The 15,677-nt window shown below is 41.1% G+C and carries 14 protein-coding genes; 7 read left to right on the top strand and 7 right to left on the bottom strand.

What is annotated here, in order from left to right; translation table 11 throughout:
- Window positions 1-185 precede the first annotated feature (185 nt).
- On the top strand, window positions 186-2,168 hold the full coding sequence (locus tag AC504W_RS23935; RefSeq protein WP_494874690.1) for an amylo-alpha-1,6-glucosidase: 1,983 nt from the start codon (window positions 186-188) through the stop codon (window positions 2,166-2,168).
- A 271-nt stretch (window positions 2,169-2,439) separates the two neighbouring features.
- Here AC504W_RS23935 and AC504W_RS23940 read toward each other — a convergent pair whose 3' ends face one another.
- On the bottom strand, window positions 2,440-2,943 hold the full coding sequence (locus AC504W_RS23940; RefSeq protein ID WP_494874691.1) for a hypothetical protein: 504 nt from the start codon (window positions 2,941-2,943) through the stop codon (window positions 2,440-2,442).
- A gap of 581 nt (window positions 2,944-3,524) precedes the next feature.
- On the opposite strand from AC504W_RS23940, the gene AC504W_RS23945 reads away from it, so the two are divergent.
- A complete protein-coding gene (locus tag AC504W_RS23945) occupies window positions 3,525-4,649 on the top strand; it encodes a sensor histidine kinase (protein WP_494874692.1) in 1,125 nt (374 codons plus the stop codon).
- A 147-nt stretch (window positions 4,650-4,796) separates the two neighbouring features.
- Window positions 4,797-5,474, top strand: a complete 678-nt coding sequence (gene msrA, locus AC504W_RS23950) for a peptide-methionine (S)-S-oxide reductase MsrA (RefSeq protein ID WP_494879447.1) — start codon at window positions 4,797-4,799, stop codon at window positions 5,472-5,474.
- A gap of 95 nt (window positions 5,475-5,569) precedes the next feature.
- On the opposite strand, the gene AC504W_RS23955 is transcribed toward msrA, so the two are convergent.
- The 4 genes from AC504W_RS23955 to AC504W_RS23970 all read right to left on the bottom strand — a co-directional run bounded on the left by AC504W_RS23955 (window position 5,570) and on the right by AC504W_RS23970 (window position 8,732).
- Window positions 5,570-6,739, bottom strand: a complete 1,170-nt coding sequence (locus AC504W_RS23955; protein ID WP_494874694.1) for a serine/threonine protein kinase — start codon at window positions 6,737-6,739, stop codon at window positions 5,570-5,572.
- A gap of 171 nt (window positions 6,740-6,910) precedes the next feature.
- A complete protein-coding gene (locus AC504W_RS23960) occupies window positions 6,911-7,063 on the bottom strand; it encodes a hypothetical protein (RefSeq protein ID WP_494874695.1) in 153 nt (50 codons plus the stop codon).
- Between the two features lie 99 nt (window positions 7,064-7,162).
- Window positions 7,163-8,113 carry a class I SAM-dependent methyltransferase gene (locus AC504W_RS23965; protein WP_494874696.1) on the bottom strand — a complete coding sequence of 317 codons (951 nt, stop codon included), beginning with the start codon at window positions 8,111-8,113 and terminating at the stop codon, window positions 7,163-7,165.
- 265 nt (window positions 8,114-8,378) lie between these two features.
- The gene (locus AC504W_RS23970; RefSeq protein ID WP_494874697.1) at window positions 8,379-8,732 is read right to left on the bottom strand and encodes a hypothetical protein; all 354 of its coding nucleotides are present in this window, start codon (window positions 8,730-8,732) and stop codon (window positions 8,379-8,381) included.
- A 520-nt stretch (window positions 8,733-9,252) separates the two neighbouring features.
- Here AC504W_RS23970 and AC504W_RS23975 point away from each other — a divergent pair.
- The 4 genes from AC504W_RS23975 to AC504W_RS23990 all read left to right on the top strand — a co-directional run bounded on the left by AC504W_RS23975 (window position 9,253) and on the right by AC504W_RS23990 (window position 13,636).
- On the top strand, window positions 9,253-9,678 hold the full coding sequence (locus AC504W_RS23975; protein ID WP_494874698.1) for a lysozyme inhibitor LprI family protein: 426 nt from the start codon (window positions 9,253-9,255) through the stop codon (window positions 9,676-9,678).
- A gap of 213 nt (window positions 9,679-9,891) precedes the next feature.
- Window positions 9,892-10,863: a hydroxymethylbilane synthase gene (gene hemC, locus AC504W_RS23980; protein WP_494874700.1), complete on the top strand. Its 972-nt coding sequence runs from the start codon at window positions 9,892-9,894 to the stop codon at window positions 10,861-10,863.
- Between the two features lie 229 nt (window positions 10,864-11,092).
- Window positions 11,093-12,514 carry a glycogen synthase GlgA gene (gene glgA / locus AC504W_RS23985; RefSeq protein WP_494874701.1) on the top strand — a complete coding sequence of 474 codons (1,422 nt, stop codon included), beginning with the start codon at window positions 11,093-11,095 and terminating at the stop codon, window positions 12,512-12,514.
- 129 nt (window positions 12,515-12,643) lie between these two features.
- A complete protein-coding gene (locus tag AC504W_RS23990) occupies window positions 12,644-13,636 on the top strand; it encodes a DUF4351 domain-containing protein (RefSeq protein WP_494874703.1) in 993 nt (330 codons plus the stop codon).
- Window positions 13,637-13,716: 80 nt separating this feature from the next.
- Here the strand turns inward: AC504W_RS23990 and wecB are convergent, their stop codons facing one another.
- Window positions 13,717-14,832 carry a non-hydrolyzing UDP-N-acetylglucosamine 2-epimerase gene (gene wecB / locus AC504W_RS23995; protein WP_494874704.1) on the bottom strand — a complete coding sequence of 372 codons (1,116 nt, stop codon included), beginning with the start codon at window positions 14,830-14,832 and terminating at the stop codon, window positions 13,717-13,719.
- Window positions 14,833-14,964: 132 nt separating this feature from the next.
- The gene (locus AC504W_RS24000) at window positions 14,965-15,339 is read right to left on the bottom strand and encodes a hypothetical protein (RefSeq protein WP_494874706.1); all 375 of its coding nucleotides are present in this window, start codon (window positions 15,337-15,339) and stop codon (window positions 14,965-14,967) included.
- Between the last annotated feature and the right edge of the window lie 338 nt (window positions 15,340-15,677).

Below are 15,677 nucleotides of genomic sequence, written 5' to 3' on the forward strand. Positions count from 1 at the left end.
GACCACATTTCGACTACTTTGGCTGCGCTCAGTGACCATCTAGAATTGCTAAAAGGCTTGTGATATGACTATTCTTTCTTTTTCCTTTTGACTTTTGCCTTGTTGTACTAGTACAGCACAGCGTATACAGCGCTTTGTAGTGAGTAGATTTTAGTGATAACCTAAAAAATCACTTGATTTGCCTTATGTATATGGAATTTGGGCGGGAAATCTGTGGCAATCTCGACACCGCAGAGACACGAGAATGGTTAGTCACCAATGGTATAGGTGGTTACGCTTCTGGGACTGTGGCTGGTTTGCTAACCCGTCGCTATCACGGCTTACTTGTAGCAGCATTACAGCCACCATTAGGTCGTACTTTACTGCTGGCAAAACTAGATGAAACCGTTTTGTATGGCGATCGCTATTATCCCCTACATACAAATCGTTGGGCAGATCAAATCGTTAGCCCCCACGGTTATCGACACATTGAATCTTTTGCTTTAGAAGGTGCAATTCCCCTCTGGCGTTTTGCTGTGGCGGATGCTTTGTTAGAAAAGCGCATCTGGATGCAGCAAGGCGCAAACACAACATATATCCAATATGTTCTGCGGCGTGCTACCCAACCTTTGCACCTGACACTTAAAGCAATGGTCAACTACCGCGATTATCACAGTGACACCCACAGCAACGGCTGGCAAATGTCTATTGAGCAGGTAGAACAAGGGATTCGCATAACGGCTGATTCAAGTGCTACACCATTTTATTTGTTGAGCGATCAGGGCAACGCTTTACCCGTTCACAATTGGTACTATAACTTTGATTTGGCAGTTGAGCGTTATCGGGGCTTGAACGACAGAGAAGATCATCTCCATGCTGGCACTTTTGCCGTGAAACTCAATCCTGGAGAAGCAGTCACCTTTGTCGCCAGTACAGAAAAACTAGCAGATTTGCATGGTGAAACCGCACTCAAATTATGCCGCACTCAAGAGCAGAAACTAACAGAACTTTGGCAAAGTAATCGCCCCCTGGATGCTCAGGAGTCTCCCGCCTGGATTAACCATCTGGTACTAGCTGCTGACCAGTTTATTGTTGACCGCCCAGTAACAGAAGAAGGTCACGGCAAAACTATCATTGCTGGTTATCCCTGGTTTAGTGATTGGGGACGAGACACAATGATTAGTTTACCTGGGTTGACAATTACCACTGGCCGTCCAGAGGTTGCACGGGCAATTCTCCGAACTTTTGCTAAGTATGTAAACCAGGGAATGCTACCCAATCGCTTTCCTGATGCGGGTGAGCAACCAGAATACAATACAGTCGATGCGACACTTTGGTTCTTTGAAGCAATTCGCGCTTATGACAACGCCACAAACGACGATAATTTCCTGAGTGAATTGTTTCCTGTGCTTGTAGATATCATTTATTGGCACTGTCGCGGCACACGCTATGGTATCCACCTTGATCCTACAGATGGCTTACTTTATGCAGGTGTGACAGGCACACAACTAACTTGGATGGATGCCAAAGTTGGAGATTGGGTAGTAACACCGCGAATTGGCAAACCAATTGAAGTTAATGCCCTTTGGTATAATGCCTTACGCACAATGGCCAAGTTTGCCCGTCAACTGGGTAAACCACATCAAGAGTATGAGGCAATGGCAGACCGCACTTTAGCTAGATTTTCGCGCTTTTGGAATGAGGAGCGAGGTTACTGCTATGACGTAATCGATAGTCCTGATGGTGATGATGCGGCGTTGCGTCCAAATCAAATTTTTGCTGTGTCTTTACCAGAAAGCTCCCTCACACCAGCCCAACAAAAAAGCGTCGTAGAAGTTTGTGGACGAATGCTGCTGACTTCTCATGGATTGCGATCACTTTCTCCTGACCATCCCCAATACCAGGGAATATACGGTGGGAATCAGTATCAACGCGATGGAGCATACCATCAAGGAACAGTGTGGGGTTGGTTGTTGGGGTCATTTGTCCTCGCTCATCTGCGCGTCTACAAAAATCCACAACAGGCGCGGCAATTTCTCGAACCAATGGCTAATCATCTCACAGTACATGGGGTTGGTAGTCTCAGCGAAATTTTTGATGGGGATGCGCCGATGACTCCACGCGGATGTACTGCACAAGCTTGGACAGTAGCAGAAGTTTTACGCGCTTGGTTAGCGACTGAGAGTTGATCAGCTAAAACACGTCTAATACCGTTTCACTTTAAGTTTGATACAAATAGACCGCAGGGAGCAGGGAGCAGGGAGCAGGGGGAAAGAATGAAAGACCCATAAATTTGTTTCATTTTTTCGTGAAATGGGATAAATTACAGAATCACCCCTAAAGGTCGTTTTTAGTCATTAATTTTAGAGAAATGAGGTTTCAGAATGCCAGTGGTAGACACGAAGCTTTCTCGTACCTACTACTGGAATTGAGATGAGATTGTTGGTGTTTTGACAATGATCAATTGGAATTTTTATAAGGAAGATCGATTCTAGCAGTACCTACAGGAATTTCTCCTTGTAAACCAGTTCGTTTAGCTGTCACTCCATAGAGCAATATTCTCCCATCTAAAATCTTTGTTTGTACACCTGTTAATTGCACTTCTAAAGAACTACCAGAAGCAACTGGTTGGTCAAAAGTAATTGATAAACGTTCTTTAGTAATTTCTGTTTTAGCCCCAATCTCTTTACCCGATTCATCTACAACCCGGACATTACTAAAACGTTCCATTTGATTGGGTAGAGAAATCATTAAGTCTTGTACAGACATGCCCAGTACTGACACCTTAATAAAATGCGTATCATTTCGGACACCAGAGTTGGTGATACTGGGAACATTAATTGTATATGCAACTTGAGATGATAACGATGAATCTAGCTGTTGAGAGTTGGTCGGCGTAGCTATAGCTGTAGAGGCTGTAGAGAGTATTAACGCAGACAAACTACCATAAATTAAACTTTTCATAATTCAAGCCTTGATGTCGCTAAATCTGTCTAACTTAATACAGTAATTTATTGATATTAAAAAATGCTGAGAACAACATTAAAACTTTGTAAAATTACTCATTAAACACTCTTGTAAAATAATAAATTTTAAGGCTTACAATCCTTGCATATCAAGGAAAAAAGCCAAAAAATTTTCATAATCAAATATAATTTTTAGCAGATATAAAACACCCTCATGGTATGGGTGTTTTAAAAGCAAATCCCTCATTGGGAATGGGGAATACAATAGAAATTGATACTTTAAAAATATTTTGTTAGTAATAAATTAAAGATTTTTTCAGCAAAAGCTTTAATTATATTCAGGAAAAACTCATTTTTCTCAAGCGTTGTGCGATTAAAGTTAAATTATGTAAAGCGGTGCTTGGATATTTTTTAAAGCAACAACTTATGTAGGGCAATTTGAGGAAATTAGTTGCTATAAAAATCTAGTTTGATTACTGAACATAATTATGTAGGGGTGAATAAGCAACAGGTAACAGAGAAAAGCAAAGACGGCAGCTATAAATGCAAATACGAATCCTATATATATGAGATATTCCCATGAATTTTGCCGGAAATTTTCCCAGAAAATTAGTCGAGTTTTTTGTAGTCAGAATTGACCCTGCTTCACTTCATTTCCGGTTGACTGTTGGTATCGTTATGATTGTGACGTTCGGACTAAGTAGCTTTACGATCTGGGCAGGTTGGGAAATCAGACAGTTTCTGATGATTGCTCATCAAAATTATGGTATGGCTGATGATGCTCAACTGTTGACGATGATTCAAAGTTTGGGAATAATGGGCGTTTGCTCACTTACTACTACAATTGTTTTGACAGCGTTGTTTATTAAGCGATCGCTTTTACCATTACAACAGATGAATCAATGGGCAGAAACCTGCACCAATGAATTGATTCCCCACCAGCTAGGCTTAAACCAAACACCAAGCGAAATTCAGGAGTTAGCCCAGACATGGATGGAATTTTTAACCAGGCTTTCCGAAGCCAAAGAACAGCAGCGCCAGTTGTTCAGCGATTTAGCCCATGAATTACGCACACCTCTGAGCATGGTTTATGGATATCTGCAAAGAAGTTTACAACGCAGTCATAATTTAGCCGCTTCCCAGAAAGAAACTCTCGAAATGGCTGTTTCTGATGCGGAAAGAATGAATTATATTTTGCAAGACTTACTATATTTAGCACGGGCAGACAACAGCACAATTCCTTGTCCCTGGGAAACTGAACCTTTATTACTCAATGATTTGCTTACAGCTATAGCTGAGATGACCGAAAAATTTCATCATCGGTTAATTCAGCTAGAAATCCCACCTTTTCCGATTGAAGTCAAGGCAGAACGTCACCAGCTAATGCAGATATTAAGCCATTTGATTGGCAATGCAGTTAAATACTCAGATGTGGGTGAGCCAATTACCTTGCAGCTAACTCAAGTTAATGGTTGGGCAATGATTCAAGTCAGCGACAAAGGATGTGGTATCCCTTTATTAGAACAGTCCCGCATTTTTGAACCATTTTATCGAGTAGATGCGTCTCGTACCCGTTCCACAGGCGGCACTGGTATGGGTTTATGTATCGTCAAACGCCTTGTAGAGTGCATTGGCGGTACAATCGAACTTTGTTCAGAACTGGGGAATGGCAGTATTTTTATTTTGAAATTACCTACATTATGAGGAAGGAACAGGTAATATGTGACAGAGTTAAAAGTCTTGTGCTGTCTTAGTTTTATAAATATTTTATTACAGAGTTGAATTTCAAGATAGCGATCGCTATTTCATAACCAAACGCCTAAATCAATCATCAAAGGAGTTTACGCACCTATGTCAAATAATAACTTTACACTTTCTCGTAACCTAGTACGCAACTTATCGATCATATCCTTGAGTTTTCTACTTCTGTATGGCGCATCCCGTGTCATGTTTCCCACTCCCGCCAGTGATATCTCAACTACGACACCTCAGAATAAACAGGTAGCTGTTTTCGCTGGTGGTTGCTTTTGGGGAATGGAAGCAGTTTTTGAGCATCTCAACGGTGTTTCTGATGTTGTTTCTGGCTTTTCTGGTGGCGATGCAACCACCGCAGACTATACCCTTGTGAGTTCTGGATTTACTAATCACGCGGAATCAGTAAAAATCACTTATGATCCATCAAAAATTTCCTACGATCAACTATTAAAAGTTTACTTTTTAGTAGCCCATGACCCAACACAATTGAATCGCCAAGGGCCTGATTCTGGTAGACAATATCGTTCAGTGATATTTTTTGCTAACAATGAGCAAAAACAAGAAGCACAAAAATATATTGATCAACTCAATCAACAGAAAATCTTTAACAAGCAAATTGTCACCGAAATAAGTCCATTACAAGGTTTTTATCAAGCTGAAGAATATCATCAAAACTATATTGTGCGTAATCCTGATAGTCGCTATGTCGTAGCAAATGACTTGCCAAAATTAGCTAAACTTGAAACCACGTTTCCAGAAATTTATACTAAATAGAATTTGCTGAAAAAGTTATTTGTGCGGGTGTTCATCTCCCCGACTTTTTCAAAAAGTCGGGGAGCTATAACCTTTCTACAACAACTCAGACAGCCTTAAAAGATTGACTTCAGAACTAGAAATGCACTAACCCATAAAATCAAACTCATAGGTGCGCCGATGAGAACTCCGGCGATCGCCCAACCGCGTTGATGTTCTTTAAAATGTTCAATACTGCGCCATTGTCTACTTCTCCAAGCCCATTCATTGCCTTTTGCCCCCATAGCGATCGCCATAAACCAACCAATTTGTGGTACAAAACAAAACAATCCGCACCATACCTGATTAGTCCATAACCAAAACCAAGGTAATAAAAACGCCCCCCAATTCCATCCCAAAATCTCTTCTGGTACAGGTTCCGTAGAATTAATCCCACAACCAGAATTATTAATTATTTTATGGCTGACAGGTTTAACAACCAAATTAGATTTTAAAGTATCAAGTGCTTGGCGGGCATTACTAAAGCGTTGTTCCGGCGCAGGTTCAGTCATCTTTTGCAACCAGCGCACAAAACTAGAACTTGCGGTCACTCGGTCAGCGAATTGTATCCGTAAATCTTGTTGTGGTAAATCACCAGGGGGAACACCAGTTAATAAATGAATTAACGATGCACCCAACGCATACAAGTCAGATGCAGGAACAGCCCGACCGCCAAATTGTTCGATTGGCGCATAACCATAAGTTCCAACCACCGTAAAGGTCACACCTTCTTTAGCAGCTTTATCTTGAACTGCACCGAAATCTACCAAATATACCTGATTATCTTCACCCCAAATTAAATTACTGGGCTTGATATCCCGGTGTAACACACCAGGATTCAATTCATGCAGATATATCAGAATTTTTAAAACCTCAGTCGCAATTTTCCTGGCGTGCTTTTCTGTACAGCGTTTACCAACTGCAAGTTTTTCTTTGAGCGATTCCCCAGGAATATATTCTTGGACTAAGCCAAACCACAATGTGTGGTCATCAACACAAAAATAATCAATGTATTGCGGAATGCGCGGATGTTTTAGCTGTTTGAGAACTTGTGCTTCCCTCTCAAACAACTTCAAGTCATCCCACTGGACAGTTCCGCCGAAAGCCAAAAGTTTGACCACAACTAATGATTCTTCCCCTTCAGCAGCTTGTAAATCTTTGGCCAGCCAAGTTTGGCGAATGCCATTATTACCGAGTTGCCGTTGGATTTGATAACGGTGGTGTAATATCTGTTCTATTTGCAGCATCTAACACCTGTTGGCAGTTTACGCTAAGGTGATTCCCCTACTATTCCAGGATAGACATTACACAGATAATTTGGGGGCAGATGTTTACCAAAACTCAACTAAGAATCGGAATCAGGCTGATTTAGTCAGCCAAACTTGGCTTCTAACCAAAAATCTCCTTTATGTTTCGATTCATAAACTTCGGTAATTAGCTGATAAAAGTTTGGGTGTGGTTTTGGGAAAAGTGGTGAGACAAACAGATGTTGTCGTTATCGGTAGCGGTGTCGGTGGTTTAAGTTGTGCGGCGATTAGCTCAGGTTGCGATCGCTCTGCCGCCAGCTGCATTACGCTAATTATTACTCCTCAAATTTGTAATAGATGTTGATGTGTGATGTAGAGACAAATTTCTGTCTCTACATTCTTTATCGAATCAGCACTCAACACTTATACAGGCTTTTTCCCGATAATAGTCCGGTGACGGGGGTCACTGGCGACTTCAATTGTGGGTGAAAAACCTATTTCTTCCAAAGCTGCTTGAATATCGAAACCATAGTAATCATCACTCCAAGGTTCCGTACTTTTCATTAAAGTAAACAGGGCAGGTGGGAGATTTTGAATTACAGGCGATCGCGGGTTATTATCTACCAAGGCAATATAACCACCAGGCCTGAGAAGTCGTTTAGCTTCTAGGAAAATCTCTTTGCTGGCATAGCTTGGCAATTCATGACATACAAACTGGAGTGTCACCAAGTCAAAGGAATTATCTGGTAAGCCTGTCTTTTCGGCTCTACTATGAACCCACTGAGAAATTTCATTATTCACATCTCTCGCCTTAGCCACAGCCAGCATATAGGGCGATAAATCTAAACCAACAGTCCGAATTGGCTGTTCTTGTTTCTCTTGATAATAACGATGCAGTGCCATCGTCGATAAACCTATCGAGCAGCCAATGTCCAGAATTTCTCTCACCTGCAAAGGGCCGTAAGCTGCCAAAACATCATGAAAAGTGCCTCTGAGTCTGCCATGAGCCGCTTCCCAAGTCAGATTTTCTTGCGGCCAAACACGCAAAGACATAGCGTAAGTGGCTGACTCCGCTTCAAAAGCCGCTTCCCAGCAAAGATTACCCTCAGCGTAAGCGTGGAATGGTACTTTGTAATATTCTGGATACACAACTTCCGGGTTCGTAACTGCACCTAGGAGTTGTTTGGTCATCAGTCCTTGCAGTGCTTCAGCGTTTTTGCGCCAGGGAATTCCGTTTTTTTCTGCTGTTGTGATTAATACTTGTCTAGCTTGGTATTTCATCACATTGTAAACAGGTTTGGTATGGATCAGCAGATTAACGAACTTGGAGAGTATGCTTTCACCAGCCCAATCAGGTTTGATTTTATTTTTCATCAGTTTGAGGAAATGAAGCGATAATTGCCTATACCTCTATTTTAGGTTTGATCGCTGCTTTCAAAAGCATCGTTTTTTCTATTCTTATTTCTAACTTTTCCCATTCAAGACTCTTGTGTTTTTTAACACTCGTGGGCTAATACAGCCTATTTTAAGTAAATGAGGTATAAGTGTAAAACCCAAAACTATGTAGAGACGTAAAATGTAACGCCTCTACAGTATTTCATGAATATGCAAACTGCTGTAAGATTTACTGTCGTTTCAGCTAATGACTATTTTTATCTAAGAGAGTTTCAAATTCTGCTTGCAAAGCCCTAATATCTGCAAGTCTGGCTACAACTAAATTATTTTGTCCTGCGTCACTTAAACGCGCTTTCCAATATTGAATACTCTCGGAATGATTCACCCAAAACCGAACAACTGTGTCTACTACTTGGTCTAAATCCCAGCCCCATTTTGCAGGTACAGGTTCCACCGTTTCTATAAACGCATCTAGTGTACATATATGAGTTCCAAGATATTCCACGCCTAGATACAGTGGTTTTTGCATACTCTGTTGTTGATGGTTGAAAAACTGCAAAACTGGAGATACCCCGACAATATCAAAAGTGTATTTCATTTGGTTCCTCCCAACAGGTTATTACTTACAAAGAGATTTGGCTTGTGATAATTATGGCTTGTGAATGTCTAATTTTATCTCTGTAAAACAGCCTATTTTTGCTTTATATCTCAGGAAATAAACTTCTTTATTTATTAGCACTCCTCAGCTTAGAGTGCTAATTTAAATCATATTTAATTGCTGTCCTATAAAAGAGTTTCAGGCATCTTTTGAGAAAAGTGAATTAGTTTTAATATATTTTTAATTTTCTGATTTTAAATCTTACATTTTGTACCGCATCTAAAACCCCTAATCTTAATCATGGGGATTTCCTTGTTTTTGGCGATACACTCACTTGTACTCAACGTAGTCTAAGAGTGCAGCCAAAGTAGCTGATCGAAGTCTTCCCCATTCCCTGTTGTTTTTTAATTTTTCGTATTGCATTTTACGAAAAGTTCTTTGCCATCAAGTCCTAAATTACTTGATATATAAGCTATAGTGTTGTCTGCATAATTGCTAATACTGAGATAGGAGTTATATAATGCGTCAGATATTACCTTTATTCGTAAGTATCATAACTGTTGCCGGTTTGAGTGCTAATACTGTGACGCTGGCAAATACACAATCTCAGCTTGGCAAAACATATTTAGCCCAAAAACTCAACTGTAACGATCCGCAAACTCAATCAGAAATGAATATCTGCTCTCAGTTGTCATATCAAAATGCCGATAAAAAATTAAACCAAGTTTATAAACAACTGTTACCAAAATTGTCAAAGACTAGACAAAAAAAATTAATTGCTGCACAGTTAGCCTGGATTAAGTTTCGTGACGCTAGTTGTGAGTTTGAACGCAGTGCATACGAAGGGGGAAGTATTGCACCTAATATTTATGCTGGCTGCTTGGAAGAAGCTACAAAACAGCGTACTCAACAATTACGTGAGTATCTCCAACGTGACGATTATTAACAAGAAGATAGGAGGGAAAAGGGAAAAGTATTTGATGAAGCAGTTTTTTTGGTTTGGTGTTTTACCTAAACTGATAACTGTTTTTTTGTAAAAAAATGTAAAGTGAATTCAAAATAAAATTGCTTTTAATTAAGCGATCGCAATCCGTTAAGTCACTCACTGCGGTAGTCTAGATGAAAGTGAATGTATCGCCTGGTTTGACATAACGTTATTATGACTTCAGTTGTTTCCAGTGCAACCCGCACTATTCGTATTGGTTCTCGTAAAAGTCAACTTGCTCTAGTTCAAACATACTGGGTAAGAGAGCAACTACAAAGCAGCTTCCCAGATATCACTTTTGAAGTCCACACCATGTCTACCCAAGGCGACAAAATCTTAGATGTAGCGTTGGCGAAGATTGGCGATAAAGGACTTTTTACTAAAGAACTCGAACTGGGAATGATCAACAAGGAAATTGACTTTGCGGTTCATTCCCTCAAGGATCTGCCAACTAATTTACCAGAAGGTTTAACACTAGCGGCAATTACAGAACGGGAAAACCCCGCTGATGCTCTAGTTGTGCATGAAAAACACAAAGACAAGCAAATTGAAACTTTGCCAGCAGGTGCAGTGATTGGGACATCATCACTACGACGGTTAGCGCAATTACGCCATCGTTTTCCTCACTTTACCTTTAAAGATGTGCGCGGTAACTTAAATACCCGGTTGGCAAAACTGGATGCTGGTGAATACGATGCTTTGATTTTAGCAGCCGCAGGTTTACAACGTTTGGGGATGGGCGATCGCGTGCATCAAATTCTCCCTAAAGAAATTTCTCTCCACGCTGTGGGACAAGGTGCCTTGGGGATAGAATGTCGTGCTGATGACAAAGATTTGATATCCTTACTCAAAGCTATTGAACATCCCCAGACACGCGATCGCTGTTTAGCAGAGAGAGCATTTTTACGGATTCTTGAAGGTGGTTGTCAAGTACCCATCGGTGTAAATACAGAAATTCATGATGGCAATTTAACCCTCACAGGTGTAGTCGCCAGTGTCGATGGCCAAAACATCGTCAAAGATACCGTAACAGGAACAGCCTCTAATGCTGAAGCGTTGGGTGCAGAATTAGCCAAACTTCTGCGGGAACAAGGCGCACAAGAAATTCTTGAGCAAATCTTCGCCGAAATCCAACGGGGTTCTTAAAATACTGGCAAACAGATGTGGTTAGATAAGAATTGAGCCAAAAGGATGAAGTGTAAAGGATACAGGATAAAAAATCGGTACATGACTCACCCGTAATTAGCGCGGCAAAGATGCGTTGTTTCCGAGATTCCTGCCCCATTCTTGCATCGGAGCAGTACCTTTATACTTCAGACTTCCAACTTCAGAATTTTCATAAATATTAGGCAGAACCGGGGAAACAACAAAGACCATGCGGATTCTATTCGTTGCAGCAGAAGCAGCTCCCGTTGCGAAAGTAGGAGGAATGGGTGATGTTGTGGGAGCATTACCTAAAGTCTTAAGAGAAATGGGGCATGATGTCCGCATATTCCTGCCTTATTACGGGTTTTTACCAGATAAAATGGAAATTCCCAAAGACCCAATTTGGTGGGGATATGCCATGTTTCAGGACTTCGCAGTTTACGAAAGTGTACTGCCTGGTACTGATGTTCCCTTGTATTTATTTGGACATCCTGTATTCAATCCCCGCCGCATCTATTCGGGAGAAGACGAAGATTGGCGGTTTACCTTTTTTGCGAATGGTGCGGCTGAGTTCTGCTGGAATTACTGGAAGCCAGATATCATCCACTGTCATGATTGGCATACAGGGATGATACCCGTATGGATGCACCAAGACCCAGATATCACCACAGTGTTTACGATTCATAACTTGGCTTATCAAGGGCCGTGGCGTTGGTATCTAGATAAAATTACTTGGTGTCCTTGGTATATGCAGGGACACAATACAATGGCAGCTGCGGTACAATTTGCTGACAGGGTGAATACTGTTTCCCCAACCTATGCCGAACAAATTAAAACACCTGCTTACGGCGAAACCATCGAAGGTTTACTGTCATTTATTAGTGGTAAGTTATCAGGAATTGTGAATGGGATAGATACTGAGATTTACAACCCGGCTGACGATAAATATATTACTCAGACCTTCACTACCGACACTTTAGATCAACGTAAGAAAAACAAAGTTGCTTTACAAGAAGAAATGGGTTTAGAGGTCAACTCTCAAGCCTTTTTAATTGGTATGGTTAGCCGATTAGTAGAACAAAAAGGCTTGGATTTGGTCATCCAAATTTTAGACCGGTTCATGGCATACACAGATGCCCAATTTGTGTTGTTAGGGACAGGCGATCGCTATTATGAAACTCAAATGTGGCAATTAGCATCGCGCTACCCCGGACGTATGGCGACTTATTTGCTGTATAACGATGCCCTATCCCGGCGGATATATGCTGGAACTGATACCTTCTTAATGCCTAGCCGTTTCGAACCTTGTGGAATTAGCCAAATGATGGCCATGCGCTACGGTTCGGTTCCCATCGTCCGCCGCACCGGGGGATTAGTTGACACCGTAACCCACCACGACCCCATCAACGAAGCTGGTACAGGTTATTGCTTCGACCGCTACGAACCATTAGATTTGTTCACCTGCATGATCCGCGCTTGGGAGGGTTTTCGTTTCAAACCTCAGTGGGGCGAACTGCAAAAACGCGGTATGAATCAAGACTTTAGTTGGTATCGTTCAGCCAAGCAGTACGATAAGCTGTATCGTTCAATGTTTGGTTTACCAGAACCAGAGGAAGCAGCACCACAGCCAGAGTTAGTTTTGAATCAATAGGTTTTTTAAACGCAAAGTAGCGCAGAGTTAAACGCAGAGGAACACAGAGAGTTTTTGTTTTGCTTCTGCGTTTATCTGCGTTTAATTATTCTCTAAATGCAATGACTGAGGAAATCCAAAGAGCCGATAATGATTCGCCCTCCGGGTTCGCCACTTTGGCGGGACGGAAACCGACACCGCCAAGTGGACTCACCGTGGAAGGAAATTTTAGAAGCATACTTTCCCCAAGAGATGCAATTTTTCTTCCCCCAAACAGCCGCACTCATTAATTGGGAACGTCCCCACGAATTTCTCGACAAGGAATTTCAACAAATCGCCCGTGAAGCCGAACTTGGTAGAAGATACGCAGATAAATTAGTCAAAGTTTGGCAAATGGACGGGGAAGAAGTTTGGCTGTTAATTCATGTCGAAATCCAGGCGAAACCAGAAGACAATTTCGCCGAAAGGATGTTTTTGTACAACCTGCGAATTTTTGATAAATTTGCCAAACCAGCCATCAGCCTAGCCATTTTATGTGATGCTGACTCCATTTGGAGGCGTAATCAATACAGTTACAATTATCCTGATTGCAGTCTGGTTTTTCAATTCGGCACTGTCAAATTACTGGACTATCAAAATCATTGGACAGAATTAGAAACCAGCGATAATCCTTTTGCGACAGTTGTTATGGCGCATTTAAAAACGCAGCAAACCAGCAAACAGCCAGGAGAACGGAAAAATTGGAAATTCAGTTTAATTCGGCGACTTTATGAACAAGGGTTGGCAGAAAGAGATATTCGTAACCTCTATCGTTTTATCGATTGGGTTATGATTTTACCAAAAGCATTAGAAGCAGAATTTTGGCAAGACTTTAAGTTATTCGAGCAGGAGCTTACTATGCCTTACATAACTACAGGCGAGCGCATTGGCTACGAGCGAGGAAAAGAAGAAGGCAAACAAGAACAAACACAAACACTTGTTTTTAGGTTACTGCAAAGAAGGGTGGGCAATTTACCTGACGAAGTTCGTCAACAAATTCAAAGTCTTTCTTTAGAACAATTGGAAGCACTGAGTGAGGCTTTATTAGATTTTAGTGCGATCGCTGATTTACTCAACTGGTTACAAGCAAATCAAACAGTTTAATTTGTGTAAGCAAAATTAATTATTGGGAAAGGCTTTTACCTCTCCCAGAACAATAAAAAACTCAAAAATATCTAGGTTGATTAACCCACTCCCAAATAATTCTTTACAATTTGCAAAATTCTCTCGGCTGCATGACCATCACCGAAAGGATTAATCGCATTAGCCATTGCGTCATACGCAGTAGGGTTACTCAACAACTCCGCCGCCACCGCCAAAATACTCTCGCTTTCCGTTCCTACTAGTTTTGCTGTACCCGCCGTCACCGCTTCAGGACGTTCTGTAGTTTCTCGCAAAACTAAAACTGGTTTACCTAAACTTGGTGCTTCTTCTTGCAAACCACCAGAGTCAGTTAAGAGAAAATGCGATCGCCCAATTGCCCCCACTAATTCGGCATAATCTAAAGGTTCGGTCAAAAATACTCGCGGATGTTGCCCTAATAATGCTTGCAATGGTTCCCTAACTGTCGGGTTGCGGTGAAGAGGTAACACTAAAGCAGTATCGGGAAACTTATCTAATATTTGCAGAAAACCGTGAGCGATCGCTTGTAATGGTTCTCCCCAATTTTCCCGGCGATGAACTGTAGACAACAACACGCGATATTCATTCCAGTTCAACCCCGGTACATTACAAGCTGGTTGACTCGCCGCCACATTCAACAGTGCATCAATCACTGTATTCCCCGTCAAGTGAATTTCGCCCAACACCCCAGAACGTTGTAAATTCTCCACAGCCAAAGTTGTTGGCGCAAAATGCAGTTGCGTAATTTGCGAAATTAACCGTCGATTCGCTTCTTCTGGATAAGGATTATAAATATTATCTGTTCTTAACCCTGCTTCTACATGTCCCACAGGAATTTTTTGATAAAAAGCTGCCAAAGCCGCCGCAAAAGCTGTTGTCGTATCTCCTTGGACGATAACTAAATCTGGTTTATTTTTTTGAAATAACTCTTCTAATCCTCGCAAACTGCGGCAGGTAATATCATTTAAAGATTGTTGAGGCTGCATAATCTCTAGGTCTTCATCGGCTTTGAGGTTAAACAGTTGCATTACTTGTTCAACCATCTCTCGATGCTGTCCAGTTAAAATTACTTGCAAGGCAAAACTGGGAGATTTTTGAAAAACCTGAATCACAGGCGCTAATTTAATCGCCTCTGGACGTGTACCTAAGATAATGGCAACTCGTTTTTGATTAGTCATGGGTCAATAGTCAAGAGTCAATAGTCAATAGTAAATACTCAATCCCGACAAATGACAAATGACTAAGGACTAAAAATGAAAAAACCCGGCTGAACCGGGCAGATGTACTGTTTGTCGTGTTTAACGAGATAGTTATTTGATTTCACAGGTTAAAGGACAAGCGGCATATACAGAAGTCTGTTGCATTTCTTCAGATTCTCCATGCAACCAACTTAACCACTTGATTTGGCTTGGATGTACACCTTTGATGGTGAGGACAGCAGCAGCGATCGCCACTGCCAAAATATTGAACAAAATTAACCCACCACCTACTAGTAAAACTGCACTAACAGGCATGACAGATTGTAAAACAATCGACAACAGACATCCGACCGTAGCCATCAAAACAACTAATGGAAAACCGACAACTAACAAACATACTGCCAACGTGAAAGTCCATATCAAAAAGCTTTTAATCATCATTAAGGAGTAGGTCTTTCCGAGATTAGAGCTTTGAGCCGAAACCATGACTTTTCCTCCTACAGGTACACAGCAATAAACGTAAATTTTCAGTTAGATACCGCTGTTTGCGAATCAACTGATTCCTTCAGTGAATTCCAGTATATAAACAGGACTAGGAAAAATGAGCATTTAGTAACTTAACTTTACAGTTAATTTTTTGTAATTATGAATGTAAAGTTCAGTTGCTTTCTTGCTAGATCACTAGTTCCTGCCATCTACCTCAAGGAGTAGAAGCCATATAAGATGAGCTTGCCCAAGATATTTTCCCCGCCTCAAATTGATCCCCTTAATATTTCTTATAAAAAATAGGATTGTCTCTCATAATTCATTTATCCGTCTGAAAA

The sequence above is a fragment of the Nostoc sp. C96 genome, assembly GCF_059384975.1.

Coding starts and splice junctions, on each gene's coding strand:
- AC504W_RS23935 (WP_494874690.1), top strand. CDS start 186: ATGTATATGGAATTTGGGCGGGAAATCTGTGGCAATCTCGACACCGCA.
- AC504W_RS23940 (WP_494874691.1), bottom strand. CDS start 2,943: ATGAAAAGTTTAATTTATGGTAGTTTGTCTGCGTTAATACTCTCTACA.
- AC504W_RS23945 (WP_494874692.1), top strand. CDS start 3,525: ATGAATTTTGCCGGAAATTTTCCCAGAAAATTAGTCGAGTTTTTTGTA.
- msrA (WP_494879447.1), top strand. CDS start 4,797: ATGTCAAATAATAACTTTACACTTTCTCGTAACCTAGTACGCAACTTA.
- AC504W_RS23955 (WP_494874694.1), bottom strand. CDS start 6,739: ATGCTGCAAATAGAACAGATATTACACCACCGTTATCAAATCCAACGG.
- AC504W_RS23960 (WP_494874695.1), bottom strand. CDS start 7,063: ATGCAGCTGGCGGCAGAGCGATCGCAACCTGAGCTAATCGCCGCACAA.
- AC504W_RS23965 (WP_494874696.1), bottom strand. CDS start 8,113: ATGAAAAATAAAATCAAACCTGATTGGGCTGGTGAAAGCATACTCTCC.
- AC504W_RS23970 (WP_494874697.1), bottom strand. CDS start 8,732: ATGAAATACACTTTTGATATTGTCGGGGTATCTCCAGTTTTGCAGTTT.
- AC504W_RS23975 (WP_494874698.1), top strand. CDS start 9,253: ATGCGTCAGATATTACCTTTATTCGTAAGTATCATAACTGTTGCCGGT.
- hemC (WP_494874700.1), top strand. CDS start 9,892: ATGACTTCAGTTGTTTCCAGTGCAACCCGCACTATTCGTATTGGTTCT.
- glgA (WP_494874701.1), top strand. CDS start 11,093: ATGCGGATTCTATTCGTTGCAGCAGAAGCAGCTCCCGTTGCGAAAGTA.
- AC504W_RS23990 (WP_494874703.1), top strand. CDS start 12,644: ATGATTCGCCCTCCGGGTTCGCCACTTTGGCGGGACGGAAACCGACAC.
- wecB (WP_494874704.1), bottom strand. CDS start 14,832: ATGACTAATCAAAAACGAGTTGCCATTATCTTAGGTACACGTCCAGAG.
- AC504W_RS24000 (WP_494874706.1), bottom strand. CDS start 15,339: ATGGTTTCGGCTCAAAGCTCTAATCTCGGAAAGACCTACTCCTTAATG.